At 57.3% G+C, this 24,820-nt stretch carries 21 protein-coding genes and 2 tRNA genes; 10 read left to right on the top strand and 13 right to left on the bottom strand.

The annotated features are described in order from the left end of the window. Positions 1-149: 149 nt before the first annotated feature. Positions 150-506: a cupin domain-containing protein gene (locus ACR0BD_RS09670; protein ID WP_480696107.1), complete on the bottom strand. Its 357-nt coding sequence runs from the start codon at positions 504-506 to the stop codon at positions 150-152. 125 nt (positions 507-631) lie between these two features. On the opposite strand from ACR0BD_RS09670, the gene ACR0BD_RS09665 reads away from it, so the two are divergent. Further along, the gene (locus tag ACR0BD_RS09665; protein WP_480830228.1) at positions 632-1,810 is read left to right on the top strand and encodes a BaiN/RdsA family NAD(P)/FAD-dependent oxidoreductase; all 1,179 of its coding nucleotides are present in this window, start codon (positions 632-634) and stop codon (positions 1,808-1,810) included. On the opposite strand, the gene ACR0BD_RS09660 is transcribed toward ACR0BD_RS09665, so the two are convergent. The 9 genes from ACR0BD_RS09660 to mraZ all read right to left on the bottom strand — a co-directional run bounded on the left by ACR0BD_RS09660 (position 1,807) and on the right by mraZ (position 11,452). Next, positions 1,807-2,181, bottom strand: a complete 375-nt coding sequence (locus ACR0BD_RS09660) for a glycine zipper family protein (protein WP_480696111.1) — start codon at positions 2,179-2,181, stop codon at positions 1,807-1,809. The two genes, ACR0BD_RS09665 and ACR0BD_RS09660, sit on opposite strands and share 4 nt — an antisense overlap. 104 nt (positions 2,182-2,285) lie before the next feature. Further along, positions 2,286-3,686: a UDP-N-acetylmuramoyl-L-alanine--D-glutamate ligase gene (murD, locus tag ACR0BD_RS09655; RefSeq protein WP_480830140.1), complete on the bottom strand. Its 1,401-nt coding sequence runs from the start codon at positions 3,684-3,686 to the stop codon at positions 2,286-2,288. 150 nt (positions 3,687-3,836) lie between these two features. Then, positions 3,837-4,919, bottom strand: a complete 1,083-nt coding sequence (gene mraY, locus ACR0BD_RS09650; protein WP_480696115.1) for a phospho-N-acetylmuramoyl-pentapeptide-transferase — start codon at positions 4,917-4,919, stop codon at positions 3,837-3,839. Positions 4,920-4,943: 24 nt separating this feature from the next. Continuing rightward, positions 4,944-6,338: a UDP-N-acetylmuramoyl-tripeptide--D-alanyl-D-alanine ligase gene (locus ACR0BD_RS09645; protein WP_480830139.1), complete on the bottom strand. Its 1,395-nt coding sequence runs from the start codon at positions 6,336-6,338 to the stop codon at positions 4,944-4,946. After that, positions 6,335-7,816, bottom strand: coding sequence for a UDP-N-acetylmuramoyl-L-alanyl-D-glutamate--2,6-diaminopimelate ligase (locus ACR0BD_RS09640; protein WP_480830138.1), 1,482 nt, complete (start codon positions 7,814-7,816; stop codon positions 6,335-6,337). Before ACR0BD_RS09640 ends, ACR0BD_RS09645 begins: the two co-directional genes overlap by 4 nt. A gap of 22 nt (positions 7,817-7,838) precedes the next feature. After that, positions 7,839-9,626 carry a peptidoglycan D,D-transpeptidase FtsI family protein gene (locus ACR0BD_RS09635; RefSeq protein ID WP_480830137.1) on the bottom strand — a complete coding sequence of 596 codons (1,788 nt, stop codon included), beginning with the start codon at positions 9,624-9,626 and terminating at the stop codon, positions 7,839-7,841. Continuing rightward, positions 9,623-9,991 (bottom strand): cell division protein FtsL, encoded by a 369-nt coding sequence (gene ftsL, locus ACR0BD_RS09630; protein WP_480696123.1) that lies wholly within the window; start codon positions 9,989-9,991, stop codon positions 9,623-9,625. Before ftsL ends, ACR0BD_RS09635 begins: the two co-directional genes overlap by 4 nt. Further along, on the bottom strand, positions 9,988-10,980 hold the full coding sequence (gene rsmH / locus ACR0BD_RS09625) for a 16S rRNA (cytosine(1402)-N(4))-methyltransferase RsmH (RefSeq protein WP_480830227.1): 993 nt from the start codon (positions 10,978-10,980) through the stop codon (positions 9,988-9,990). The genes ftsL and rsmH overlap by 4 nt, the downstream gene beginning before the upstream one ends. Before the next feature lie 4 nt (positions 10,981-10,984). Beyond that, on the bottom strand, positions 10,985-11,452 hold the full coding sequence (gene mraZ, locus ACR0BD_RS09620) for a division/cell wall cluster transcriptional repressor MraZ (RefSeq protein WP_480830136.1): 468 nt from the start codon (positions 11,450-11,452) through the stop codon (positions 10,985-10,987). 950 nt (positions 11,453-12,402) lie between these two features. On the opposite strand from mraZ, the gene ACR0BD_RS09615 reads away from it, so the two are divergent. Continuing rightward, on the top strand, positions 12,403-12,627 hold the full coding sequence (locus tag ACR0BD_RS09615) for a DUF1127 domain-containing protein (protein WP_480696126.1): 225 nt from the start codon (positions 12,403-12,405) through the stop codon (positions 12,625-12,627). A gap of 488 nt (positions 12,628-13,115) precedes the next feature. Beyond that, positions 13,116-13,406 (top strand): DUF1330 domain-containing protein, encoded by a 291-nt coding sequence (locus ACR0BD_RS09610; protein ID WP_480696128.1) that lies wholly within the window; start codon positions 13,116-13,118, stop codon positions 13,404-13,406. Here the strand turns inward: ACR0BD_RS09610 and ACR0BD_RS09605 are convergent. After that, positions 13,403-15,799, bottom strand: coding sequence for an ATP-dependent helicase (locus tag ACR0BD_RS09605; RefSeq protein ID WP_480830135.1), 2,397 nt, complete (start codon positions 15,797-15,799; stop codon positions 13,403-13,405). The two genes, ACR0BD_RS09610 and ACR0BD_RS09605, sit on opposite strands and share 4 nt — an antisense overlap. Before the next feature lie 168 nt (positions 15,800-15,967). Between ACR0BD_RS09605 and ACR0BD_RS09600 the strand changes: the two genes are divergently transcribed. The 4 genes from ACR0BD_RS09600 to ACR0BD_RS09585 all read left to right on the top strand — a co-directional run bounded on the left by ACR0BD_RS09600 (position 15,968) and on the right by ACR0BD_RS09585 (position 22,970). Beyond that, entirely contained in the window at positions 15,968-17,749 is a 1,782-nt protein-coding gene (locus tag ACR0BD_RS09600) for a sensor domain-containing diguanylate cyclase (protein ID WP_480830134.1), read from the top strand. 39 nt (positions 17,750-17,788) lie between these two features. Further along, positions 17,789-18,946, top strand: a complete 1,158-nt coding sequence (locus ACR0BD_RS09595; RefSeq protein WP_480830133.1) for an alpha-hydroxy acid oxidase — start codon at positions 17,789-17,791, stop codon at positions 18,944-18,946. Between the two features lie 124 nt (positions 18,947-19,070). After that, positions 19,071-22,508, top strand: coding sequence for a pyruvate carboxylase (locus ACR0BD_RS09590; RefSeq protein ID WP_480830132.1), 3,438 nt, complete (start codon positions 19,071-19,073; stop codon positions 22,506-22,508). 78 nt (positions 22,509-22,586) lie between these two features. Continuing rightward, complete coding sequence (locus tag ACR0BD_RS09585) at positions 22,587-22,970, top strand: MAPEG family protein (protein ID WP_480696136.1); 384 nt, start codon at positions 22,587-22,589, stop codon at positions 22,968-22,970. A gap of 15 nt (positions 22,971-22,985) precedes the next feature. Here the strand turns inward: ACR0BD_RS09585 and ACR0BD_RS09580 are convergent, their stop codons facing one another. Continuing rightward, positions 22,986-23,138: a hypothetical protein gene (locus ACR0BD_RS09580; protein ID WP_480830131.1), complete on the bottom strand. Its 153-nt coding sequence runs from the start codon at positions 23,136-23,138 to the stop codon at positions 22,986-22,988. A 149-nt stretch (positions 23,139-23,287) separates the two neighbouring features. Between ACR0BD_RS09580 and ACR0BD_RS09575 the strand changes: the two genes are divergently transcribed. The 3 genes from ACR0BD_RS09575 to ACR0BD_RS09565 all read left to right on the top strand — a co-directional run bounded on the left by ACR0BD_RS09575 (position 23,288) and on the right by ACR0BD_RS09565 (position 24,436). Continuing rightward, positions 23,288-23,362, top strand: a tRNA-Gly gene (locus tag ACR0BD_RS09575). A gap of 34 nt (positions 23,363-23,396) precedes the next feature. Then, positions 23,397-23,471 (top strand) — tRNA-Gly (locus ACR0BD_RS09570). A gap of 98 nt (positions 23,472-23,569) precedes the next feature. Continuing rightward, entirely contained in the window at positions 23,570-24,436 is an 867-nt protein-coding gene (locus ACR0BD_RS09565; protein WP_480830130.1) for a GNAT family N-acetyltransferase, read from the top strand. Here ACR0BD_RS09565 and ACR0BD_RS09560 read toward each other — a convergent pair. Next, the gene (locus ACR0BD_RS09560; protein WP_480696142.1) at positions 24,433-24,672 is read right to left on the bottom strand and encodes an Lrp/AsnC ligand binding domain-containing protein; all 240 of its coding nucleotides are present in this window, start codon (positions 24,670-24,672) and stop codon (positions 24,433-24,435) included. The two genes, ACR0BD_RS09565 and ACR0BD_RS09560, sit on opposite strands and share 4 nt — an antisense overlap. Positions 24,673-24,820 lie beyond the last annotated feature (148 nt).

The following is a 24,820-nucleotide window of genomic DNA, read 5'->3' as shown; positions in this document are numbered from 1 at the left end:
CGCCACTATCTGCCTCGTTTCGTCCCGTTGTTCGGGATCTATTTGAGAGTCTACAGGTAAATTTTCATTTGGGCTAGGGGAATGAGACCAAGACGGGAAATTCTGCACACCTTATCGCTGCTACTGCTTAGTCAAAGGCAAAACGCCTTTCACAGCCTTGGTTTTGGTGCCGGCGCTTGATCAGCGTCGCCTGAATTCGGCTCACCTTTGGGTTCGATCAGCAGCACCTTCACCTCGTTTTCCGCGCGGGGACGATGCACCACACCTTTGGGCACGACAAAAAGCTCGCCAGCTTTCACGGTTTTCGAAGGCTCGCCCTCGATGTCCATGATCATTTCGCCTTCAAGAACCAAAAAGAAATCGTCTGTCATATCGTGTTTGTGGAACGGAAACTCGCCCGAGAATTTCACAACCATCACGTCGTTCTGATTGTAATCCGCAACAACATGCGGGTCCCAATGTGTCGAAAACTGCAAGAGTTTTTCCTGCAAATTGATGGGCTTCATGCGGTATCTCCGTGTTGAGTGTTCTCATCCGAACGGGCTTTTCTTTTCAGCTGCCTGCCTTTGGTCGGGTTGTGCTCAACATAGCGCCTCTTGCCTTTGCGACCAATCCGCGCCATGCGCAGCCTATGACCTTTGATACGATCATCCTTGGGGCCGGTGCAGCCGGCATGATGTGTGCGGCCCATTGTGGTGGGCGGACGCTGGTGATCGACCATGCCAAAGCGCCGGGTGAAAAGATCCGCATATCCGGCGGTGGACGCTGCAACTTTACCAATATGTTTGCAGGGCCAGCGAACTTCCTGTCGCAAAACCAGCACTTCTGCAAATCCGCGCTGGCCAGATATACCCAGTGGGATTTCATTGATCTGGTCGACCGCCACGGAATTGCGTGGCATGAAAAAACGCTGGGGCAACTGTTCTGCGACGGCTCTTCAAAACAGATCGTACAAATGCTGTGTGATGAGTTGGCGCGCGACGGTGCAGAATTATGGCTGCAGACCGAGTTAAAAGACCTTCGCAAGACCGAAAGCGGGTTTGCGCTTGCGGTTGATCGCGATGGGCGGCGGCTCAGCCTTTCCTGTTCCAACCTGGTGCTGGCAACAGGCGGCAAATCGATACCCAAGATGGGCGCAACGGGTCTGGCTTACGATATCGCCCGCCAATTCAATCTGCGCGTAACAGAGACGCGCGCAGCACTTGTGCCTTTCACATTCTCGGACGGTAAATTCAAAGACCTTTCCGGCGTTTCGGTGCCCGCCCGCCTTTCAAATGACCGCACCAGTTTCGACGAAGCCCTGCTGTTCACGCATCGTGGGCTTAGCGGACCTTCGGTGCTGCAATTGTCGTCGTACTGGCATGAGGGTGAAACCATCCGGGTCAATCTGATCCCCGACCTGCCCTTGTTCGAAACGCTCCGGGAACAGCGCCAGACCGCGGGACGCAAAGCACTGACAACCGAACTTGCGCGTCATCTGCCCGCCCGGTTGGTGGAGTTCCTGAGCCCACAAATCCCTATGCAGGGTAATCTGGCAGACCAGTCGGATGCAGTTCTTGGAGAATTGGTCGAGGCGCTGTCAGACTGGGTTCTCACGCCATCGGGTACCGAAGGTTACCGCACTGCAGAAGTTACGCTGGGCGGTATCGACACCGATGATCTGTCATCCAAAACGATGGAGGCCAGGGAAATCCCCGGCCTCTACGCGATTGGCGAAGCGGTCGATGTCACAGGATGGCTGGGTGGCTACAATTTCCAATGGGCTTGGTCCTCGGGTCACGCCGCCGGAACTGCGATCGCCAGCCGTTAACCTACGACGTTGTAACCACGTCCACGCATGCAATTGCGAACGATCACTTCCTTGTTCTGGTTCTTGTTGATCACGTCCGCGCCAGCGCCGACCAACGCACCGGCCACGGCAGCGCGCCCCAGATTGTCACTGCTGTCCTGTACGATCCCTGTTACGGCGGCCGCACCTGCTGCACCGATGGCTGCATTTCCAGCCGTTGAACCGTCAACACCGGCCTGCGATGCCGCCAGTTGCTGACATTGTTGCAGGTCGAGGTTGTAGTTGGGACCCACGGGGCCGTCGATCACAGGCTGATAATTTGCCCCTGTGTTGGTGCATGCACCCACCACCAGCAGGGCGGGCACGATCAAACTGAATTTACGGTATGTCATTGTCATAACCTCACATTGAATTGATGTAAGGCAAAACCAACGCCCGTGGCGTGTCAAGCCGATAACACATCCAAGTCAGGCGATTGGCAACCTCTTGCAGATGACTAGCTGGGCAACCTTTTTCGAACTTGGGCCGCGAAATCCTCGCCCCTCTGTTCGAAATTGTCATACTGATCGAAACTTGCGGCGGCCGGGGCAAGCAAAACTGTTTCACCCGGCTGTGCATCGGCCATTGCCTGTTCAACGGCCGCCTCCATCGTTGTGCAGACCTGCGCATCAATATCGAGTTGCATCGCAAAACCCGCCGCTTCGCGCCCTATGACATAAGCACCGGATACGTTCTCTATTGCCGCGTTCAACGCGTCGATCCCGCCTTCTTTTTCCAGACCGCCACAAATCCAGCGAATGCTCTTGAAGGCGCTTAAGGCCTTGAGCGCACTATCCACGTTGGTCGCCTTGGAGTCATTCACATAGGTCACTCCGTCGGCTTCGGCGATGATCTGGCTGCGGTGTGGAAGGCCCGGGTAGCTGTGCAGCGCGTCCTCTATGATACGCGGCGCCAACCCCAACGCCCTGCACGCAGCATACGCTGCGCAGGCGTTTTGGTGGTTATGTGCGCCGGGCAAGCCTTTGATCATGCGCAGGTCGATCGACCCCGCTTGCCTGCCCTTGCGGTACTCAGACAAAAAGCCCTTGCGGGCAAAGACCTGCCAACCCGGCCCGTTCAGCTTACGCGCAACCGACACCCGGATCACGCGATCATCCGCGGGGCCTTCGGAAAGTTGTCCCGCCAAAAACGCGCCTTCTTTTTCGTCAATTCCGATGACGGCGCGATCAGGTCCTCCTTCGGCGAACAGTCGACGTTTGGCCGCGAAATACCCCCCCATCCCGCCGTGGCGATCAAGGTGATCTGGCGACAGGTTTGTGAACACCGCCACATCAGGGGTCAATGCCCGCGCCAGCTCTGTCTGGTAACTAGACAACTCAAGCACGACGACTGAACCATCACTTCCCGGTTCAATATCCAAGACCCCGCGCCCAATATTGCCCGCCAACTGCGCGTCGCGCCCGGCTGCGGTCAGAATGTGATGAATCAGGGCCGACGTGGTCGATTTACCGTTCGACCCGGTAACCGCGATAACCCGCGGCGGCGTATCGAAATTGTCCCACTCCGGCCCGGCAAAGGACCGAAAGAACAGGCCAATGTCGTTGTCCACCGGCACACCGGCGTCCAGCGCGGCAGCCACAACCGGGTTCGGAGCGGGGTAAAGATGCGGGATACCGGGTGAAACGATCAGCGTGGAAATGTCATCAAAGGCCCCCTGGCGGCGCAGGTCCACGCAATCAAATCCTTCGGTTTCAGCAGATGCTCGCGCCTCTGCATTGTCGTCCCAGCACACCGGCAATGCTTTGCCCGCACGCAGCGCGCGCGCCGCAGCCAAACCTGACCGACCAAGCCCCAGAACCGCAACTTTCTGCCCTGAAAACCCTTTGACCGGGATCATGTCGCCCACCTTCTTTTGACCCTCAATTGGCCGCCACACTGCGCAGAAGACATCACGGATGGCAAGGGTCGCAAAAGGCTCGCGCGACAGCGCGAGCCTGGCCCAACAGGTGGCAGCTGGACCGCAGGTCCTGCGAACCTGGCGGGAGCGTCACCGGACTTTCAAAGTCGCCAAACCAATCATCGCAAGGATCAGGGAAATGATCCAGAAACGGATGACGATCGTCGGTTCCGCCCAACCCTTTTTCTCATAGTGGTGATGTATCGGAGCCATCAGAAACACGCGCCGACCGGTCCGTTTGAAGTAAAAGACCTGAATGATCACACTCAACGCTTCGACAACGAACAATCCGCCGACCACGGCCAGAACAAGCTCGTGTTTCGTCGCCACTGCTATGGCCCCCAGCGCGCCCCCTAAGGCCAGAGATCCGGTATCGCCCATGAAAACTGCAGCAGGCGGGGCATTATACCAAAGAAACCCAAGCCCCGCGCCAAACAGGGCCGAGGTAAAGATGAATATCTCACCCGTGCCCGGTACATAATGCACGTCCAAATATTCGGTAAAGTCGACCCGGCCAACCGCATAGGCAATAACGCCCAAAGTCGAGGCCGCGATCATGGCTGGCATGATGGCCAGCCCGTCCAAACCGTCCGTCAGGTTCACAGCATTCGCGGCCCCAACGATGACGACGATCGAAAATGGGATGTAGAATATCCCAAGATTGACCAGAGTGTCCTTGAATACCGGCACAGCCAATTGGTTCTGCAATGCGTCAGGGTGATGAAAAGTGGCCCAGATCGAAGCCAGAACGGCGATGATCACACCCAAAGCCAACCGCATTTTGCCCGAAACACCCTTGGTGTTCTGCTTTGAAACCTTAGCGTAATCGTCTGCGAACCCAATCGCCGCATAGGCCAGAGTTACGAACAGCACCATCCAGACATAGGGATTGTCCCATCTGGCCCAAACCAGCGTCGACGTGACCAGAGCACCGACAATCAGCAACCCGCCCATCGTTGGCGTACCTGCTTTGGAAAAATGCCCCTCTGGCCCGTCATCTCGGATCGGTTGCCCCTTGCCCTGCTTACGCCGCAGAACGTTGATCAGTGGTTTGCCAAAAATGAACCCGAAGATCAGCGCCGTCATGAAGGCGCCACCAGCGCGGAAGGTAATATAGCGAAAGAGGTTGAAAAAATCCCCGCCATCCGACAGGCCGGTTAACCAATATAACATTCTAAAACCTTTCTGATGCGGCGATCATGGCTCAAGCGCGCTCCCTTGCCCCATTTCCCTCAGACCGTCAACAATTCGCGCCAAAGCCATACTCAGCGACCCTTTGGCCAGAACGGTGTCACCAGAACGGATCAGATCCGACAGATGCCCCGCCATCTCTGCGCTGGTTTCGGTCCAAACGCCGCGCTTTTCAGCCGGTAAGGCATCATGAAGCGCCTTCATTAAGGGCCCGATGCAATGGACCTGATCCACCTGCACCATCGCGCCCACATCAGCCATTGCGGCGTGCATGGCCATTTCCTGCGCGCCAAGTTCTTTCATGTCCCCCAGAAATGCGATCCGCCGAGCCCCCTGAGACGCCGCCAGCACATCCAACGCGGCCTCCATTGAGGTTGGATTGGCGTTATAGCTGTCGTCCAGCAGCTCGACATTGCCTCCATCGGCCAGTGCTATGTTTTCCCGAACACCGCGCCCCTTGACCGGGGACCAACGGCGCAAAGCCTGAACCGCTTCATCCAGATCGACGCCCATCTCGACACAGGCCGCCAAGGCACCCAACGCATTCATAGCGAAATGGGTACCTGCCGAGTTCACCTCGTAAGAGAACTCTACCCCGTCAACCTTAGCCTTGGCGTTAACGGTTTGGGGGTGCTGCGCGACATCCGTCAGCACATAGCCCTCTGCCGCGCGGCCGAAATCCACGATCCCGGCTCCGGCGTCCTGCGCATGACGACGCAAGATGTCTGTATGCGCGATATCGGCATTCACGATGGCCGCACCGCCTTGCGTCAACCCTTGGAAAATCGCTGCTTTCTCATGGGCAATGCCTTCAACCGACTCAAACGCCTCCAGATGAACGGCGGCTACTGTCGTGACCAAAGCCACGTGTGGGTGGGCTTGAACGGCCAGTGGGGCGATCTCGCCGGGATGGTTCATCCCAATCTCGATCACGGCGAATTCCGTATCTTTCGGCATGCGCGCCAACGTCAATGGAACACCCCAATGATTATTGTAGCTTGCAACGCTTGCGTGGGTTTTTCCCTGCGTCTCCAGAATGGTCGCAAGCATTTCTTTGGTTGAGGTTTTGCCGACGCTGCCGGTCACTCCGACCACGCGGGCCTTCGTTCGGGAACGTGCGGCCTGGCCCAAAGCCTCAAGCGCGGTCTGGACATCATCCACAATCAACAAAGGAGCCGTTTCATCAACCCCATCCGGAACATGTGAGACCAGCGCAGCGCCTGCGCCTTTCTCCAGCGCTTGGGCGACAAAGTCATGACCATCCCGCGCCGCCTTGAGTGCAACAAACAGATCGCCAGCTTGCAGTGTTCGGGTGTCGATCGAGATACCGTCAACCAACCAATCAGTCGTCGCGCGGCCGCCTGTCGCCTCGGCGGCCTCAGCCGCAGTCCACAGCGTCATGCGACCCTCCCGTCCAAGGCCGCCACGCTGATGCTGGCCTGTTCCACATCATCAAAGGGCAGAACCTGATCGCCGACAATCTGGCCGGTTTCATGCCCTTTGCCCGCAATCAACAAAGCATCCCCCGGTTGCAGCGCGTCTATGCCACGCAGAATGGCCTCGGCCCGGTCGCCCACCTCAGTCGCCTCAGGCGCGCCCAACAAAACGGCGGCGCGGATGGTCGCTGGGTCCTCGCTGCGGGGGTTGTCGTCGGTGACAAAGACCACGTCGGCATGGTTTGCAGCCGCTTGCCCCATCAAAGGCCGCTTGGTCGCATCGCGATCGCCGCCGGCGCCAACAATGGCAATCAGCCGCCCCATCACATGCGGGCGCAACGCCTTGAGCGCAGTGGCCACAGCGTCAGGCGTATGGGCATAGTCGACGAACACCGCCGCTCCATTGTGGCGCGTCGCCGCAAGTTGCATCCGGCCCCGCACGGTTGTCAGATGCGGCAGAGTTTCAAACACGCGCTCAGGCTCTTCCCCGCCCGCGATCACCAGACCGCAGGCCAGAAGGATATTTTCAGCCTGGAACCCGCCGATCAGGTTCAAGCGAGTTTGGAACACTTTGCCTTGCCACGAGAACCGCAAATCCTGCCCGGTCGCGTCAAAACGCTGGTTCATCAGGCACAGATCTGCATCGCCCAGCCCAACGGTCAGAACCTCCTGTCCGCGTGCCTTGGCGATCTTGCGGACCTCGGCCCCTTTGGGGTCACTCATATTGATCACGACGGTGCCGTCCTGCGGCAGAACCCGGTCGAAGAGACCAGCCTTGGCGGCGAAATACGCCTCGAACGTTTCGTGGTAATCCAGATGGTCCTGCGTGAAGTTCGAGAACCCCGCAGCGGCCAGATGTACCCCGTCCAGACGACGCTGTTCCAACCCGTGCGAGGACGCCTCCATCGCGGCATGGGTCACGCCATTTGCCGCCGCCTCAGCCAGACAGCGATGCAGGGTGATCGGCTCGGGCGTGGTATGGGCCAGCGGGGCAGTCCATGCGCCTTCGACCCCAGTGGTGCCAAGGTTAACGGCGGCGTGGCCCAGCTCCATCCAGATTTGGCGCACGAATGTGGCGACCGAGGTTTTCCCATTGGTTCCAGTTACCGCCACAATGGTCTGCGGCTGCGCGCCAAACCATAGTGCGGCGCATCCAGCCAGCGCCTGACGCGGATCTTCGGCCAAGATCAAAGCAGCGTCCGAGGCAGCCAGTTCTGCGGCTGCGATCTGCGCCCCTTCGGCATCGGTCAGGATGGCAGCCGCGCCCATGCGCAAGGCGTATTGGATAAACTCACCGCCATGCACGCGGGTGCCAGGCAAAGCGGCAAACAGGAACCCCTCCTGCACCTCGCGGCTATCCACTGCCAGTCCGGTTATGTCAGGGTTTGCCCCTCCGCGCGCGGTGAGGGCCAGTTGGCTGAGTTTTTTTGTTCTTGTGCCCATGCCCTACCCTTTGCCGGACGGTCTAATTTGAGGTGAGCGTTATAGCAGCGCGTGCCTCAGGCTCAAGCCGTGGACGCAGGCCCAGCAAGGGGGCAACACGTCCGATCAGTTCCGCAGCAACCGGAACGGCTGTCCACCCTGCCGTGCGGCGCTTTTCGCCGTAAGCCACGATTGAAGGTTCATCCAGCGTGACGATCAGCACGTATTTCGGATCATACGCCGGAAAGATCGTCGCAAAGGTCGAGATCACCTTGTCATCGTAATAGCCACCGCGCGGTTTCGGCTTATCGGCAGTGCCGGTCTTGCCCGCCACGTCATAGCCCGCCACATCGCCAAAGCTGGCGGTGCCATCCGTGACCACCTTGCGCAACATCTGCTGCGCCTGACGCGCCGCACTATCAGACATAACGCGCGGCCCGTACTGAGGCCCATTTTTGCGCAGGATTGTCGGGCTGACATAGTGCCCACCATTGGCGATCGCCGCATAGCCCGCCGCCAGATGCATCGGGCTGGTCGACAAACCATGACCATAGGAAATGGTCACAGTGCTGAGTTCGCCCCATTTTTTGGGTTTCAGCGGCTCGCCACCGTTGGCCTCGACAATCTCGAACGGGGTGGGTTCGAACATGCCCAACGCCTTGAGGAACTGTTGCTGCCGTTGTGCGCCGATCTGCAAGGCCAGTCGTCCGGTGCCCCGGTTCGAGCTGTGGACGATCACATCCGCCACGCTGATCTCGCCATAGTTCTTGCCGTTGAACTCGCCAATCGGGAACCGCCCGATCCGCATCGGACCCGAGGTGTCGATGATCGTGTTGGAATTCACTAGGCCAAGCTGCACCGCCTGAGCCGCCGTGAAAATCTTGAAGACCGAGCCCAATTCGTACACGCCCTGCACATATCGGTTGAACAGCGGACTGTCCGAAGGATCGAACCCCGAAGTCGGCGGGCGCGGTCGGTCATTGGGATCAAAAGACGGTAGCGAGGCGGCCGAGACAACCTCACCCGTATGAGCGTTCATCAGAACGGCGGACGCGCCCTTGGCGTTCATGATCTTCATGCCGCCATACAGAACCTGTTCGACCGCCGCCTGTACCGTCAGGTCCAGCGACAGTTGCAAGGGTTTATTCCCATTCGCCGGATCACGCAGATAGTCGTCGAACTGTTTTTCAACGCCGGCGACACCGATCACTTCGGCAGCGCTGACGCCCTCACGTCCAAAGCCTGAACCGCCCAGGATATGCGCGGCAAGCTTTCCGTTGGGGTAAAGGCGCATCTCGCGCGGTCCGAACAAAATCCCGGGATCACCGATGTCATGCACGGCCTGCTTTTGTTCGGGCGAGATGCGTTTTTTGATCCAAAGGAACTTACGTTCACCCGTGAAGTCTTTGATCAACTTATCTTTTTCCAGATCAGGAAAAATGGCGACCAGTTGATCCGCTGCCGCGACCGGATCGATCATCAGAGGGGGTTGCGCGTAGACCGAATAGGTATCGAGGTTGGTCGCCAGGATACGACCCTCGCGATCAACGATATTGGCGCGCTGCATGGCGATTGTTGCGCCTGGCGCGCTGGCCAAGGGCTCTTGTGCCTCGGACGTGGCAAGCATGCCCATGCGGGCACCAACCACAGCAAACGCGCAGAAAAAGAACAGTCCCAACACCAAAAGACGGCCCTCGGCACGGGCCCGGGCGCGGTCTTTCATGTCTTCGTGGCGCTTGAGGATGTTTTCTCGCTCAATCGCTTTCGGGTTTTCACCGCGCGCACGCGCGTCGAGGATTCGGGCCAATGGGCGAAGAGGTGTGCGTGTCATGGAATCTGCACCTCGCCCAAGGCTTGGATATTGGTAATGGCTTGCAACTCAATCGGGTCGACGATGGGCAAGTCGGGGTCTTCGGCATAGGCGATCTGGTCCGCGCGCCCGAATTGCTCAGCGCGCAAGGGCAACAGACCCAGGCGTTCAAAATTCAGATCGGCGAGCTCGCGCAAACGGTCGGGGCGATTCAGATATGCCCATTCCGCATTCAGAACAGCCAGTCGCACCTGCGCCATGCCGATCTCGCGTTGCAGCTTCTGCGTTTCCTTTACCACCTGCTGAGTGCGGTAGTTTTCCTGATACGCCCAAAGAGCCAGCCCAAACACCGCCAAGGCGGTAAACACATACAAAACACTCTTCATTTTGCTCTTCCCCCAAGTTGCGGCATCCCGATGGCGCGGGCCTCAATTTCGCCCGCCGGTGCATCGGTTCGAATAGCCACGCGAAGTTTTGCCGAGCGTGCGCGTGGGTTTTCCTGTAACTCCTGCTCGTCCGGGCCAACGGCCTTACGAGTCTTAAGCGTGAATTGCGGAGCTTCCTGTTCCATTTCAGGCGCATAGCGGTTTGAACGCCCAGTCTTTCCCGCACGGGACTGGAAAAACCGCTTAACCATCCTGTCTTCGATGGAGTGAAAGGTCACAACGGCGAGTTGCCCGCCGGGCTTCAAGGCCCGCTCAGCCGCCATAAGCCCTTGAAACAACTCTTCATATTCTGCATTTACGGCAATCCGCAGGCCCTGAAAGCTGCGCGTTGCCGGGTGCGATTGACCCGGTTTCGAGCGCGGCAGGCAGGATTCGATGATCTCGGCCAGACGCAGCGTTGTTGTGATCGCTTCATCAGCTCGTGCCTTGACGATGGCCTTGGCGATACGTCGGCTCGCACGCTCTTCGCCGAAATGAAAAAGGATGTCAGCCAGTTGTGCTTCGGTCGCTGTATTGACCAAATCGGCCGCGCTTTCGCCCTCTTGGCTCATGCGCATGTCCAGCGGCCCATCCTTCATAAAGGAAAACCCACGTTCGGCATGATCCAGCTGCATAGACGAGACACCCAGGTCCAGAACAATGCCGTCGAGATCCTGCGCGTATTCATCCAGCCGCGAAAAAACGCCGGGCTGCATTATCAGCCGGTCACCATATTCACCGACCCAATCTGCGGCCATCTCGAATGCCAGCGGATCGCGGTCGACGCCGATAACCGTTTCCGCTCCGGCCTCCAGCAAACCACGTGTATAACCGCCGGCGCCGAACGTACCGTCCAACCATTTACCCGAGACAGGCGCAACTGCAGCCAAAAGAGGGCGCAGCAATACAGGGATGTGGGGTTTGTCAGATGAAAGCTCCGCGTCGGCCATGCCGTTACGCGTCCCCAACGCCATCTAGGAATTCCAGCGGATCAAAGTCCTCTGGCTGATCATCCAGCCACTCCTCTGCGGCGGCCAGCTCTTCGGTATCGTAGGTCTCAGGCTTCCATATCTGAAAGGTGTCGCCTGCCGCGATAAAGAAGGCCTCGCCCTCCAAACCGATCTTGTTACGCAACTTTGCGGGTAAAACCAGACGCCCGGTCTCATCCACGTTCGTCGGGAACGACTGACCGTGGAACATACGTTGTAGCGTCTTACGCTGCATCGAGCCACGCGGCAGCGCATCAATCTTGGCGTCGACCTCGTCAATCGCCTGCATTGTATAGCATTCAAGGAACTTACGGCGGTGATCACCATAAACAATCACAAGTTCAGGATTATCACCGGGCTGCCAGTTCGGGTCAGATGATTCAAGCACGCGGCGAAAAGAGGCCGGGATCGAGACCCTGCCTTTCGTATCCACCTTGTGGTGGCTTTCACCTCTAAACCTGCGCGCCAAGACGACTGTCCCTTTCGCTTGCGCCCCACTTGAAATTCACGTTCCCCCCGGATGAAAAACGGCGGGTTGATCTGCTGCCACTGATCAACCCGCCGCATTGGCCCGCTGAGCGGGAAGTCCAGCTGCGCGCGCCACCTGGGGGGATGTCTGCTCGCCCGCGCGCCGGATCTCTTGATTGATGAAAGCGAGATGCCTGTATGAAACCTGAATTTTATTGGTTCGGGGTCGTTTGGTGCCCCATGTGCCTCGTCCTCATCGGATGAATAAGGGATGGCATGGGAATTCATGGAAATCAACAGAAAAATTTCCCACTTCTCCCTCCACATCACAGCTTAGCGAGGCTGTTCGTGATTGAAAATAGCAAAATATCAGCAGATATGGGATGCACATCAAAGAAAGCGTCAATATATAGTGAAGTAGCCGCTCGAATGAGCCCTCCCATGAAATCCCAAATTTTTTTCGATTCTGTCATTCAAGGCAGTAATTTCACGCGAATCTGAGGCAAATCGGTTCGATTCGTCTGGATGGATCGCAGATTTTTCTGGGTTCTCAATACATGCCCCCAACAGTTGCCCATGATTTCCCACGGAGGGCCGCTGGCATACCTGCGACCTGAAACACATTCAAAATTCGATTTTAAAGCGCACAAATTTCGGAAGAATGCGCACAAAGATGGGGCACAAGATCGGCAAGCAGGATTCCAGACGTTTACGCCGGGCTCTCACCGGGGGCAAGAAAACCCTTATTTTTAAGGTACTTTTTACCCTCATCTATGCAACGCGTTGATATCTATGCGCTTGCTGCATAGCAGCATTGACGCTGTTGGCTATTGTGCAAACGCAGCATTTGCCTATTTTCAATCTCAAGCAAACGCCGAAACGCTTCGGCACATACACAGATATCAGGTTAGGCAAATGGCAGTAGTAACACATCATACAGCGCAGAAAAGCGCGCCGGTACTCGCCCTGGCTTCGCTGATTGAAGCCGCGAAAACCAAATTTGCACGTCACCGCGTCTATCGTCAGACGGTGAACGAACTTTCAAGCCTCTCGAACCGTGAGCTGGCCGATCTGGGCCTGCACCGTTCAATGATCCGTCGGCTTGCGATGCAGGCCGCAGAAGAGCAATTCGCGCGCTAAGCGCATCAAGTACACCGAGATCAGGTCCTTCCTCCTCCCTTTAGGACCTGTTTTCCAGCGGCGACATCTCTCCTCCTCCCTGATGTCGCCGCACCTAATACCGGCCCTGAACGCCGGAAACTGACGCATCGGGTACTTCTCCTCCCTTTCCCGATGTTGAAAGCGCGCGGCGACGTCTCTCCTCCTCCCTGACGTCGCCGCGTCTTGCAAATTCCGGGATCAAACCCGGGTTCAGATACATCGGGGCTCTCCTCCTCCCTGCCCTGATGTTGAAAGCGCGCGGCGACACCTCTTCTCCTCCCTGGTGTCGCCGCGACGTCCTCATACCGGGATCAAACCCGGGTTCGGATACATCGGGGCTCTCCTCCTCCCTGCTCTGATGTAGAAAAGAACGGCGGTTCCCTCTCCTCCTCCCTGGGAACCGCCGTTTTCCGTTTTATGGGAACCAATGTAGAGTAAAGCCCTGTACAGACCGTCAGGAGCTTCTAATGGCAGCCTATTTCATTGCGCAGATTTCAATTCACGACCCGGATGGGTACCAGAAATACCTTGAAGGCTTCATGCCGATATTCGACCGGCATGGGGGCCGCCTATTGACCGTGTCATCCAAACCCATCGAGCTCATCGAAGGGACTTGGGCCGAAGACGGCATTGTCTTGATGGAATTTCCAAGCCTTGCAGCGGCCAAAGCCTGGAAGGATGACCCAGACTACATTGCACTGGCGAAGATCCGACAACAGACGGCCACCGCCAACCTGGTCCTTGTCGAAGGGATCTAGAACGGAACGTCGTCTTTGGCAGACAAGAAACGTGAGACCACTTTCTTGATCCCAGCCTTGTCAAAATCGACCTCGACCTTGTCGCCTTCGATCCCGATCACCGCGCCATAGCCGAATTTCTGATGAAAAACGCGCTCACCCATGGTGAAGCTTGCCACAGCCGTCGCGTCTATGACCGTGTTTCGGCTCTCACGCGGTTGAGACATCCCGTATTGCCCCTGCCGCGCTTGCATGCGTTTCCAACCCGGTGAGTTGTAGACATTCGCCTCGGCCGCGCGCGTTTCGATACTGGCTGTGGGCTGACCACCACCATAAAGCCCCGGGGGCGTCAGCACCTCTACATGTTCTTCGGGCAGCTCATCGATAAACCGCGACGGCATCGAGTTCTGCCATTGCCCGAAAACCCGTCGATTGGCCGCAAATGAAATCGTGCAAACCTCTTCCGCGCGGGTAATGCCGACATAGGCCAGCCGTCGTTCCTCTTCGAGCCCTTTCAGCCCGGCTTCGTCCATGGACCGCTGCGACGGGAACAGCCCGTCCTCCCATCCCGGCAGGAAGACGACTGGGAACTCCAACCCCTTGGCCGCGTGCAGGGTCATGATCGATACCTTGGCACCGTCGCTATCCTGCTCATTGTCCATCACCAGACTGACATGTTCCAAAAAGCCCTGCAGGTTTTCGAAATTGTCCAGCTGGTTGACCAACTCTTTCAGGTTTTCCAGACGTCCGGGTGCCTCAGGCGTCTTTTCGTTCTGCCAATGGGACGTGTACCCGGATTCGTCGAGAATGATCTGCGCCAACTCAATATGCGTGTGCTCGGGCTCTCCATAGCGGATCGGCGAGACGCCATCATCGATCACCGAGTCATCATCCACCTCGATCCGAGGTCCGCGTGTCATCGCGTTCCACCGCGCTAGCCCGTCAATCAACTCGCGCAGCGCCTTGCCGCCCTTGCCCTTGATCAAGCCATTCTCGACCGCAATCCGCGCGCCATCGACCAACGACACACCGTTTTCCCGCGCCACAACCTGAATGGTCTGTTGCGCCTTGTCACCAAGGCCGCGTTTGGGTGTATTCACGATCCGCTCAAACGCCAGATCGTCCTCGGGGCTGACCACCAGCCGGAAATAGGCCATGGCATCGCGAATCTCCATCCGCTCATAGAATCGCGGTCCGCCAATCACCTTGTAGGGCAGACCAATGGTCAGAAACCGATCCTCGAACGCCCGCATCTGATGTGAGGCACGAACCAGTATGGCAATCTCATCAAGGTTCATCGGTCGGAACCCACGGGTGCCGCCCTGCATGGCATCGATTTCCTCACCGATCCAGCGGGCCTCTTCCTCGCCATCCCAATGTCCGATCAGGTTGACCTTGTGGCCTTCTTCGGCGTCTGTCCAAAGTTCTTTGCCCAGACGATTTTCATTGCCCCGGATCACATTTGAAGCGGCTGCCAGGATATGCGGGGTCGAGCGATAGTTCTGCTCCAACCGCACAACAAACGCGCCGGGAAAGTCTTTTTCAAACCGCAGGATGTTACCCACCTCGGCCCCGCGCCAGCCATAGATTGACTGATCATCGTCGCCGACACAGCAGATGTTTTTGTGCCCACCGGCCAGCAGACGCAACCACAGATATTGGGCGACGTTGGTATCCTGATACTCGTCCACGAGGATATAGCGGAACCAGCGTTGGTATTGCTCCAGCACGTCCGAGTGGGTTTGGAAAATCGTGACCATATGCAAAAGTAGGTCACCGAAATCCACCGCATTTAGTTCTTTTAGGCGGGTCTGGTACTGCGCGTAAAGCTCAATGCCTTTGTGGTTATATGCCCCCGCATCCGCAGCGGGAACCTTATCGGGTGTGAGGGCACGGTTCTTCCAGTCATCGATGATCCCGGCCAACATCCGGGCAGGCCAGCGTTTGTCGTCTATGTTGGCCGCCTGAACCAACTGTTTGAGCAGACGCAGTTGATCATCCGTATCCAGAATCGTGAAATTCGACTTCAGCCCGGCCAGTTCGGCGTGGCGACGCAGTAGTTTGACGCAGATCGAATGGAAGGTGCCTAGCCAAGGCATCCCCTCGGCGGGTTGCCCCAGCAAACGACCAACGCGGTCTTTCATCTCGCGCGCGGCTTTGTTGGTGAACGTTACTGAAAGAATCTCGTTTGGACGTGCGCGCCCCGTGCTTAACAGATGCGCGATCCGGGCCGTCAAAGCTTTGGTTTTCCCAGTCCCGGCACCGGCCAGCATCAGGACCGGACCGTCCAAACGTTCAACCGCCTCACGTTGAGCCGGGTTAAGTTCATCCAGATAAGGCATGGGGCGTGCCGCCATAGCCCGCGCCGACAGCGATGCGCCTTCAAAGGCGTCCATTTCGTCAAAACTGCTCATGGGCTCAAACTACGCTGGATGGACGCGAAGGGAAAGGGTTTGTTCACGGCTTGTTCGCAAGGAATTTGCCAACCGATCTGCTCAATTCTAAACAAACGCCTCAACGCCGTTAACCCGCTGTCAAACCTTGCCAAAGATGCTTGCCCCATAGCTGTGGGAGCGCGGGAAATGGAACAGAATAACAAGACAGGTCAGGCATCCAGTCTGAAAATTGCGGGTATTTCGCTGATGCTTGTGGCACTGACGGCACTGGCGGGCTGGGGTATCTACGCGATTCCCGCTCCGGTCGTTGACAGGATGTTGGAATCGGACTTACGCCATCGCGCTGCACAATTGAACCAGCAAGTCGCCTCTCATCTGCATGATGTCGAGTCCACGTTCAAACACGGCATCATGGTCGGACACGATCAGGAATTTCTGGAACTTTTGCCCGAAACCTCTGACATCTACCGTTTCAAATTGTTCGACAGCAATGGGCGTGTCTTTTGGTCAACGCGCCCCGAAGACGTCGGGACCACCAATACCAAGCCCTATTTCCAAGACATCGTGGCGGCCGGTGGCATGTACTACAAGCATGAGGAAAAACCGATCTCTGAGGTCAGCTCTTTGGATCATGAGGTCATGGTCGAGTCTGGCAAACAAAGCTGCCACGTGGCCGAGATCTATACGCCTGTCATCAAGGACGGGCAGTTTCTGGGCGCGATTGAGTTCTATTCCGACATAACTCCGCAACGCGATCTCTTTATCACTCGTGTCCGGTGGTCGCTGGCCGTATTGTGCAGCGTTGCTATTCTGGCGCTGACGGCCGTGATTTTGGTGATCTATCGCACGAACCGCAAACAAGTGCGTGACCTGCGCATTCGCGCCGCGAAAGAGCGTGATCTGATGGACGATCAGCTACGCCTTGCGCGAGAAGTGCGCCTGTTGGGTGAGCTAAATGAATGGCTGCAATCCAGCCGCTCGCTGGAAGAGCTGTTCGACATGGTCTCGCGCTTTATGACCCACATCCTGCCGGAGGCCGAAGGCAGCGTATATGTCTATTCCAACTCACGCGATGTTCTGGACGGCTGCGCCAGTTGGAATGACGGCACCCACAAGGCCCATATCCATCCCGAAGGGTGTTGGGGGCTACGACGTGGGCGAACCTATGAGTTTGGTGCGTCCGAGATTGATTTTGTCTGCGAACACGCAGAGCCGCATGATGGCCGCCCCTATTTCTGCTTTCCGATTTTGGCGCATGGGGAAACGGTAGGTCTGTTGCACCTGCGCGCACATGAAGGCAGCGATGACGTATTTCATGACAGTAAAAAACTGGCGCAGCTCTGTGCGGAACAGATCAGCATGGCGATCGCGAATGTACGAATGCGGGACCAGTTGCACGACCAGTCCGTCCGCGACCCTCTGACCGGGTTGTTCAATCGCCGCCATATGACGGACACGCTTCGGAAATCCATCACCCGCAGTCAGCAAACCGGTGCGCCATTGAGCTTGGTTGCCGTCGATGTCGATCATTTCAAGAAATTCAACGACACTCACGGACATGACGCAGGTGACATGGTTTTGCGCGCCGTTGGATCAGCGCTGGAACAGGCTTGCGACCGTGACGAAATTGCCTGCCGTATTGGCGGGGAAGAATTCATGCTGATCCTACCCGACAATACACCTGAGGACGCAATCACCCGCGCCGAACAGTTGCGCCAAGCGGTTGAGGCAGTCTCCGTTCGGTACGGTGAAAAATCATTGCCCCGGATTACGATATCCATCGGTGTGTCACACTACCCCGCGCACGGAACGATGCCCCAGGACTTGATGCGTGCCGCAGATGACGCCCTGTACGTTGCCAAGGACAAAGGGCGCAATCAGGTCCAAATCGCGGGCACTGCAGCAAGCAGGCCAGATGCGGCGAAAGGACAAACGCCCCCCGCGACTCAACTTCGGGTAAAAACCTAATTTCCTTGCCGAATCGCCCGTTTGGTCTGATCAATCCCCATGGACCTTCACAGCAGCTACCCCGGCATCGCAGACCTGAAACATCGTGCAAAGCGCAGGATTCCCCATTTTGTGTGGGAATACCTCGACAGCGGGACCGGAACAGAGGCCACATTATCACGCAACAGAGCTTCTCTGGATCGCATCGGCTTCCTGCCGTCAATCCTGCACGGCACAATCACCCCCGACACCAAGACTGAATTTCTTCGTCAAACTTACGATTTGCCTTTTGGCGTAGCGCCAATCGGTATGGCGGGACTGATCTGGCCAGATGCCGAAGGTCTGCTGGCCAGGGCCGCAGCCGCGCAAAACCTGCCGTTCACGCTTTCTAACGTCGCCACGCAAAGCCCCGAGGACGTTGCGCCGCACTTGGGGCAGAATGCCTGGTTTCAGCTTTATCCTCCAAAGGACCCAAACATCCGGTTGGATTTGCTGAACCGCGTCAAACACGCCGGATTTTCAACCCTTGTGATGACCGTAGATGTTCCGGTTGCCTCGCGCCGGGAGCGGCAGACACGTTCGGGATTGACCAACCCGCCAAAGCTGACGCCCCGTCTGCTTGCGCAGATCATCCAGCGTCCGGCTTGGGCTATGGCCATGGCGCGTAGCGGGCCACCCAGAATGCGCACCTTGGACAAATATACCGACAATTCAAGCAACCTGCCCCCTACTGCGCATGTTGGATACCTGCTCCGGACGTCGCCGGACATGGAATACGTGCATTGGCTCAGGGACGCTTGGGATGGTCATATGATTGTCAAAGGGGTCATGCGGCCAGAGGATGCCGAACCACTGAAAAACGCCGGTGTAGATGCCATCTGGATTTCCAATCATGGGGGCCGCCAATTTGATGCGGCCCCCGCAACGATAGACACTTTGCCAGCCATGCGTGCGGCCACGGATCTTCCATTGATCCTGGACAGTGGCATTGAAAGCGGTCTGGACATTTTGCGGGCGAAAGCACTGGGCGCAGATTTCGTCATGCTGGGGCGTGGCTTCATGTATGGTCTGGCGGCCTTGGGCCCGCACGGCCCGGACCATGTCATCGACATCCTTCGTCAGGATTTGGCGGCGAATATGGGTCAATTGGGCGCTGCATCCCTGAATAAATTACCCTCAGTTACATCTTTAATTGATGCTGCAGCGCAGCGCGTATAAGAAGACAGCGCCATCAGGGGGCGTTTGCGAGCGTTAACATGCCGGTTCTACCCAGAACGACGGATATACGTGCGCGTATTGTCCGCCTATCAAAACGGCCAAACAAGTAGGACCGGGACCTGAAATGACTGACTTCAACAAGATCCTGATCGCCAATCGCGGCGAGATTGCAATTCGCGTCATGCGCGCAGCCAATGAGATGGGCAAACGTACCGTCGCTGTCTTTGCCGAAGAAGACAAGCTGGGCCTGCATCGCTTTAAGGCGGACGAAGCCTACCGTATCGGCGAAGGGCTTGGCCCGGTCGCAGCCTATCTGAGCATCGACGAGATCATTCGCGTTGCCAAAGAATGTGGTGCGGATGCAATCCACCCGGGCTATGGTCTGTTGTCCGAGAACCCGGACTTTGTCGACGCCTGTGTGCAGAACGGCATCACCTTTATCGGTCCCAAAGCCGAAACAATGCGCGCACTTGGTGACAAGGCCAGCGCGCGAAAGGTTGCGATCGCCGCAGACGTGCCAGTCATCCCTGCCACAGAGGTGCTGGGCGACGACATGGCCGAGATCAAGGCAGAAGCCGCCGAGATTGGGTACCCGCTTATGCTCAAGGCCAGCTGGGGTGGCGGCGGGCGTGGTATGCGCCCGATCCTGTCCGAAGATGAGCTGGAAGAAAAAGTGCTGGAGGGACGCCGCGAGGCCGAGGCCGCGTTTGGCAATGGCGAGGGTTATCTGGAAAAGATGATCACCCGCGCCCGCCACGTCGAGGTGCAGATTCTGGGCGACAAACATGGTGAGATTTATCACCTTTACGAACGTGACTGTTCGGTCCAACGCCGCAACCAGAAAGTCGTGGAACGCGCCCCCGCCCCATATCTGACCGAAGAGCAACGCGCCGAGATTTGTGAGCTGGGCCGCCGCATCTGCGCTCATGTGAATTATGAATGCGCAGGCACCGTTGAGTTTCTGATGGATATGAACACCGGTAAGTTCTATTTCATCGAAGTTAACCCGCGTGTTCAGGTAGAACACACCGTCACCGAAGAAGTGACCGGCATCGACATCGTTCAGGCGCAGATCCTGATCGCCGAAGGCAAAACCCTTGCCGAGGCAACCGGAAAAGCCAGCCAGGACGAAGTGCGCCTGAACGGTCATGCGCTGCAGACCCGCGTGACGACTGAGGACCCGCTGAACAACTTTATCCCCGACTATGGCCGCATCACCGCGTATCGTTCGGCCACGGGCATGGGTATCCGTTTGGATGGTGGCACGGCATACGCAGGCGGGGTTATTACGCGGTATTACGACTCGCTGCTGACAAAGGTGACCGCATGGGCTCCGACGCCCGAGAAGGCGATCGCACGCATGGATCGCGCGTTGCGCGAGTTCCGGGTGCGGGGCGTGTCGACCAATATCGCTTTTGTTGAGAACCTCCTGAAGCATCCGACATTCCTGTCGAATGAATACACCACCAAATTCATCGACGAGACCGCGGACCTTTTCCACTTTAAAAAGCGCCGGGACCGGGGCACCAAGGTTCTGACCTACATCGCCGACATCACTGTTAACGGACATCCTGAAACAAAGGATCGTCCAATGCCGCGTCCCGACCTGAAAGAGGCCAAGCCGCCGGCGTTGAAGGGCGAGCCGCAGATGGGCACTCGTAACTTGCTGGAGCAAAAAGGCCCGCAAGCGGTGGCCGATTGGATGAAGGCGCAGCGTCAGTTGCTGATCACCGACACCACCATGCGTGACGGGCACCAGTCGCTGCTGGCGACGCGGATGCGCTCGATCGATATGATCAAGGTGGCACCGACTTATGCTGCGAACCTGCCGCAGTTGTTCTCGGTCGAATGCTGGGGCGGTGCGACCTTTGATGTAGCCTACCGCTTCTTGCAGGAATGCCCGTGGCAGCGACTGCGCGACCTGCGCGAGGCGATGCCGAACCTGATGACCCAGATGCTACTGCGCGGCGCGAATGGTGTTGGCTATACCAACTACCCCGACAATGTGGTGCAGGAATTCGTCCGGCAGGCGTCACAGAATATCGACGTGTTCCGCGTGTTTGATTCGCTGAACTGGGTTGAGAACATGCGTGTTGCGATGGATGCCGTTGTTGAGAATGGCAAAATCTGTGAAGGCACCGTGTGCTATACTGGCGACATTCTGGACCCGGATCGCGCCAAGTACGATCTGAAATACTATGTCGGCATGGCGAAAGAGCTGCGCGATGCAGGCGCGCACGTACTAGGCCTGAAAGACATGGCGGGTCTGTTGAAGCCGGCCTCGGCCAAAATCCTGATCCGTGCGCTGAAGGAAGAAGTCGGTCTGCCGATCCACTTCCACACCCATGACACCGCCGGTATCGCCAGCGCCACCATTCTGGCCGCGTCCGAGGCGGGCGTCGACGCGGTGGATTGCGCGATGGACAGCTTCTCGGGCAACACGTCTCAGGCGACCCTGGGTACCGTGGTCGAAGCGCTGCGACATACCGAGCGTGACACCGGGCTGGACATCAAGGCCATCCGCGAGATCAGCGATTACTTTGAGGCCGTGCGCGGCCAGTACGCCGCCTTTGAATCCAGCCTGCAGGCCCCGGCTTCCGAGGTCTACCTGCACGAGATGCCCGGCGGCCAGTTTACCAACCTCAAAGCGCAGGCGCGTAGCTTGGGGTTGGAGGAACGCTGGCACGAGGTTGCCCAGATGTATGCCGACGTGAACCAGATGTTCGGCGATATTGTTAAGGTAACGCCCTCATCCAAAGTGGTTGGCGACATGGCGCTAATGATGGTCAGCCAGGGTCTGACCCGCGACGATGTGGAAAGCCCGGATACAGATGTGGCTTTCCCCGACTCGGTCGTGGACATGATGCGCGGCAATCTGGGTCAGCCTCCGGGCGGGTTCCCGGACACCATCATCAAGAAAGTGCTGAAAGACGAAGCCCCCAACACCCAGCGTCCCGGCAAGGACGTGCCTGCGGTTGATCTGGAGGCCACCCGGGCCGAGCTGTCCAAGCAGCTGGAGGGCAAAGAGGTCGATGATGAAGACCTGAACGGCTACCTGATGTATCCCAAGGTCTTTCTGGATTACATGGGCCGCCACCGGACCTATGGCCCCGTACGCACCCTGCCCACCCGTACTTTCTTTTACGGAATGGACCCCGGCGAAGAGATCACGGCCGAAATTGACCCGGGCAAGACACTAGAAATTCGCTGTCAGGCCATTGGTGAGACGGACGAAAAGGGCGAGGTCAAAGTGTTCTTTGAACTCAACGGCCAGCCGCGTGTTATACGCGTCCCGAACCGTTTGGTCACGTCGTCCACTCAGGCCCGCCCAAAGGCCGAAGCAGGTAACACCAACCACATCGGGGCACCGATGCCGGGTGTTGTCGCCACTGTTGCCGTTTCCGCGGGTCAAGAGGTCAAAGAAGGCGACATGCTGCTGACCATCGAAGCCATGAAGATGGAAACCGGTATCCACGCCGAACGGGACGCAGTGGTCAAATCCGTGCATGTCCAGCCCGGCGGCCAGATTGACGCAAAGGACCTGCTGGTCGAACTGGAATAAGCCGCACAATCTTCTAAAATCATATGGGTCGTTCGGGGAACCGAGCGGCCCTTTTTCGCAACAGGAGGATATTGTCGCATGCTGACCGTCACGCCAATCTACGCCGCTCTGCTTGCATTGCTGTATATTGCCCTCAGCTTCAAAGTGATCAGCCAGCGCCGCAGCGACAAGATTTCCTATGGGGATGGCGGCAATTCGGCCATGCTCAAGGCGATACGAACGCATTCCAACTTTGTGGAATACACGCCCTTTGCCCTGTTGCTGATCCTGATGGTTGAACTGCAGGGCGCGGGAAACCTGTTTCTGAACCTGCTTGGGCTGACATTGCTTGGCGGTCGTGTCCTGCATGCCTATGGATTTGGACGCAACCCGCAGATTGTGATCCTGCGCCAGATCGGCATGGTGCTGACGTTCACCGCGATTCTGGTCGCGGCAGTTTCAAACCTTGTTCTGGCGATTTGACCTAGCCTGACAGGATCAACTCAGCAAAACGCGTGTTTCAACTGCAGGCGCGTCCGGAGAGACGGGTTGCACATCGCCCAACCTGTCCTTGTCCTGTGCACAAAACGCAGAAGTCAGAACGATTAATGCCGCCAAGAGCGCCATCTTGAAGTCAGCTATAGATGTCATGTCCTCTCCTCGATCATTATTGTTTTTGCAGTACTCTATGATTGAAACGTGCAGCCCGCGGTTTTCCGTCGAAAGATTTTTCCCCGATTTTGCGTTTTTCCGCTTGCAGCCCAGCTTGGGAATTAATACATCCCTCCTCACTCAACGGCGCGGGCGTAGCTCAGGGGTAGAGCATAACCTTGCCAAGGTTAGGGTCGGGCGTTCGAATCGCCTCGCCCGCTCCATTGAGAGGTCTTCGGACCAGAAAATGTATCTGATGCGGGCGTAGCTCAGGGGTAGAGCATAACCTTGCCAAGGTTAGGGTCGGGCGTTCGAATCGCCTCGCCCGCTCCAGATACAAACCTTCCAAGAACAATCGGTTTGAAACTTTACTGGTGTATTGCAAGCAGTTGCGCCAATCTAAGGGCGTTAACGATTGCAGGATTATTGGTATGTCGCATTTCAGCGTTCGCGCGCTCTCGGCCGGAGAGTTGAAACAGGCTGTGGATTGGGCGGGGCAAGAAGGTTGGAATCCAGGTACGAAGGATGCCGAGTGTTTTCGGTCTACAGACCCCGAAGGATTTCTAGGCGGATTTCTAGACGGGGAAATGATCGCCTGCGCATCAGCAGTGAATTATGATGATGCATTTTCTTTTCTGGGTTTTTGCCTCGTGAAGCCCGAGTTTCGCCACAACGGCCATGGATCGCAAATTGCACAACACGCGCTGGCCCATTGTGAGGGGCGGAATGTGGGGCTGGACTGCGTGCTTGCGCAACAAGACTACTGCGAAAGATCAGGCTTTGCGCTGGCCAACAACAATCACCGCTATGGCGCGACGATTCGAGAGATTTTGCCAAAGCTCGGCCAGGTTTTGGGAAAAGGCATAGCGCCTGTGAACGATGCATCGGATGGCCTTAAGGCATATGACCGCCAGCTTTTCCCCGCCTCAAGGGATGCGTTTTTGCAGAGCTGGCTTGGTGCGCCTAACCATATCTCGCGCGCGTATACTGAAAACGGGCAGATCCGTGGATACGCCACGCTACGCCCCTGCCGATCGGGCTATAAGGTTGGCCCGCTGTTTGCCGATGATGCCGGCATTGCACAGGCCCTGTTGGCCAGCCTGTTTGCCGCCTTGCCGGTCGAGCATCGCGACTTTGAAGTTTTCGTCGACATGCCGCAACCCAACGACGCTGCTTTGGCCCTTGCGGGGCAGCTTGGGCTGGACAAAATATCAGAGACTGCTCGTATGTATTCCAACCACCAGCCAGACATCGATCTGAACCGGGTCTTTGGCGTCACAACCTCTGAATTGGGTTAGAACGCCTTGAAGGTCATTGTGGTTAGTGACCGTTCAATATTGGGAATCACCAGCAGGTTTTCGTTGATGAAGTGCCCTACATCCTCGTTCTGCGGGATATAGAGTTTCAACAGCAGGTCATATTCGCCACTTGTAGAATAAAGCTCTGAGTGGATTTCGCGCAGGGCGATTTCCTCGGCCACTTTGTAGGTGGTTCCGGGTTTGCAACGGATTTGGATGAAAACGCAGGTGGACATGGGCCGGGCCTTGTTGGTTCGTGTTGCCCGCAGGCTGGCACGGCCCGCGCCGAGGCGCAATCCCCTGCAACAGTTTGAACGGATTGCGCCAAGCGCTCTGGAAAACCTTACCCTTCCCCGTCTATAAGCGCGCGTGTAGCAAAAGGAA

The sequence above is a fragment of the Ruegeria sp. G5 genome (genome assembly GCF_056533365.1).
This window is presented reverse-complemented; position numbering and strand designations above follow the sequence as displayed.

What these genes read in the sequence shown, in the direction of transcription:
- ACR0BD_RS09670 (WP_480696107.1), bottom strand. Translation starts at nt 506, where the DNA reads ATGAAGCCCATCAATTTGCAGGAAAAACTCTTGCAGTTTTCGACACAT.
- ACR0BD_RS09665 (WP_480830228.1), top strand. Translation starts at nt 632, where the DNA reads ATGACCTTTGATACGATCATCCTTGGGGCCGGTGCAGCCGGCATGATG.
- ACR0BD_RS09660 (WP_480696111.1), bottom strand. Translation starts at nt 2,181, where the DNA reads ATGACATACCGTAAATTCAGTTTGATCGTGCCCGCCCTGCTGGTGGTG.
- murD (WP_480830140.1), bottom strand. Translation starts at nt 3,686, where the DNA reads ATGATCCCGGTCAAAGGGTTTTCAGGGCAGAAAGTTGCGGTTCTGGGG.
- mraY (WP_480696115.1), bottom strand. Translation starts at nt 4,919, where the DNA reads ATGTTATATTGGTTAACCGGCCTGTCGGATGGCGGGGATTTTTTCAAC.
- ACR0BD_RS09645 (WP_480830139.1), bottom strand. Translation starts at nt 6,338, where the DNA reads ATGACGCTGTGGACTGCGGCTGAGGCCGCCGAGGCGACAGGCGGCCGC.
- ACR0BD_RS09640 (WP_480830138.1), bottom strand. Translation starts at nt 7,816, where the DNA reads ATGGGCACAAGAACAAAAAAACTCAGCCAACTGGCCCTCACCGCGCGC.
- ACR0BD_RS09635 (WP_480830137.1), bottom strand. Translation starts at nt 9,626, where the DNA reads ATGACACGCACACCTCTTCGCCCATTGGCCCGAATCCTCGACGCGCGT.
- ftsL (WP_480696123.1), bottom strand. Translation starts at nt 9,991, where the DNA reads ATGAAGAGTGTTTTGTATGTGTTTACCGCCTTGGCGGTGTTTGGGCTG.
- rsmH (WP_480830227.1), bottom strand. Translation starts at nt 10,980, where the DNA reads ATGGCCGACGCGGAGCTTTCATCTGACAAACCCCACATCCCTGTATTG.
- ACR0BD_RS09615 (WP_480696126.1), top strand. Translation starts at nt 12,403, where the DNA reads ATGGCAGTAGTAACACATCATACAGCGCAGAAAAGCGCGCCGGTACTC.
- ACR0BD_RS09610 (WP_480696128.1), top strand. Translation starts at nt 13,116, where the DNA reads ATGGCAGCCTATTTCATTGCGCAGATTTCAATTCACGACCCGGATGGG.
- ACR0BD_RS09605 (WP_480830135.1), bottom strand. Translation starts at nt 15,799, where the DNA reads ATGAGCAGTTTTGACGAAATGGACGCCTTTGAAGGCGCATCGCTGTCG.
- ACR0BD_RS09600 (WP_480830134.1), top strand. Translation starts at nt 15,968, where the DNA reads ATGGAACAGAATAACAAGACAGGTCAGGCATCCAGTCTGAAAATTGCG.
- ACR0BD_RS09595 (WP_480830133.1), top strand. Translation starts at nt 17,789, where the DNA reads ATGGACCTTCACAGCAGCTACCCCGGCATCGCAGACCTGAAACATCGT.
- ACR0BD_RS09590 (WP_480830132.1), top strand. Translation starts at nt 19,071, where the DNA reads ATGACTGACTTCAACAAGATCCTGATCGCCAATCGCGGCGAGATTGCA.
- ACR0BD_RS09585 (WP_480696136.1), top strand. Translation starts at nt 22,587, where the DNA reads ATGCTGACCGTCACGCCAATCTACGCCGCTCTGCTTGCATTGCTGTAT.
- ACR0BD_RS09580 (WP_480830131.1), bottom strand. Translation starts at nt 23,138, where the DNA reads ATGACATCTATAGCTGACTTCAAGATGGCGCTCTTGGCGGCATTAATC.
- ACR0BD_RS09565 (WP_480830130.1), top strand. Translation starts at nt 23,570, where the DNA reads ATGTCGCATTTCAGCGTTCGCGCGCTCTCGGCCGGAGAGTTGAAACAG.
- ACR0BD_RS09560 (WP_480696142.1), bottom strand. Translation starts at nt 24,672, where the DNA reads ATGTCCACCTGCGTTTTCATCCAAATCCGTTGCAAACCCGGAACCACC.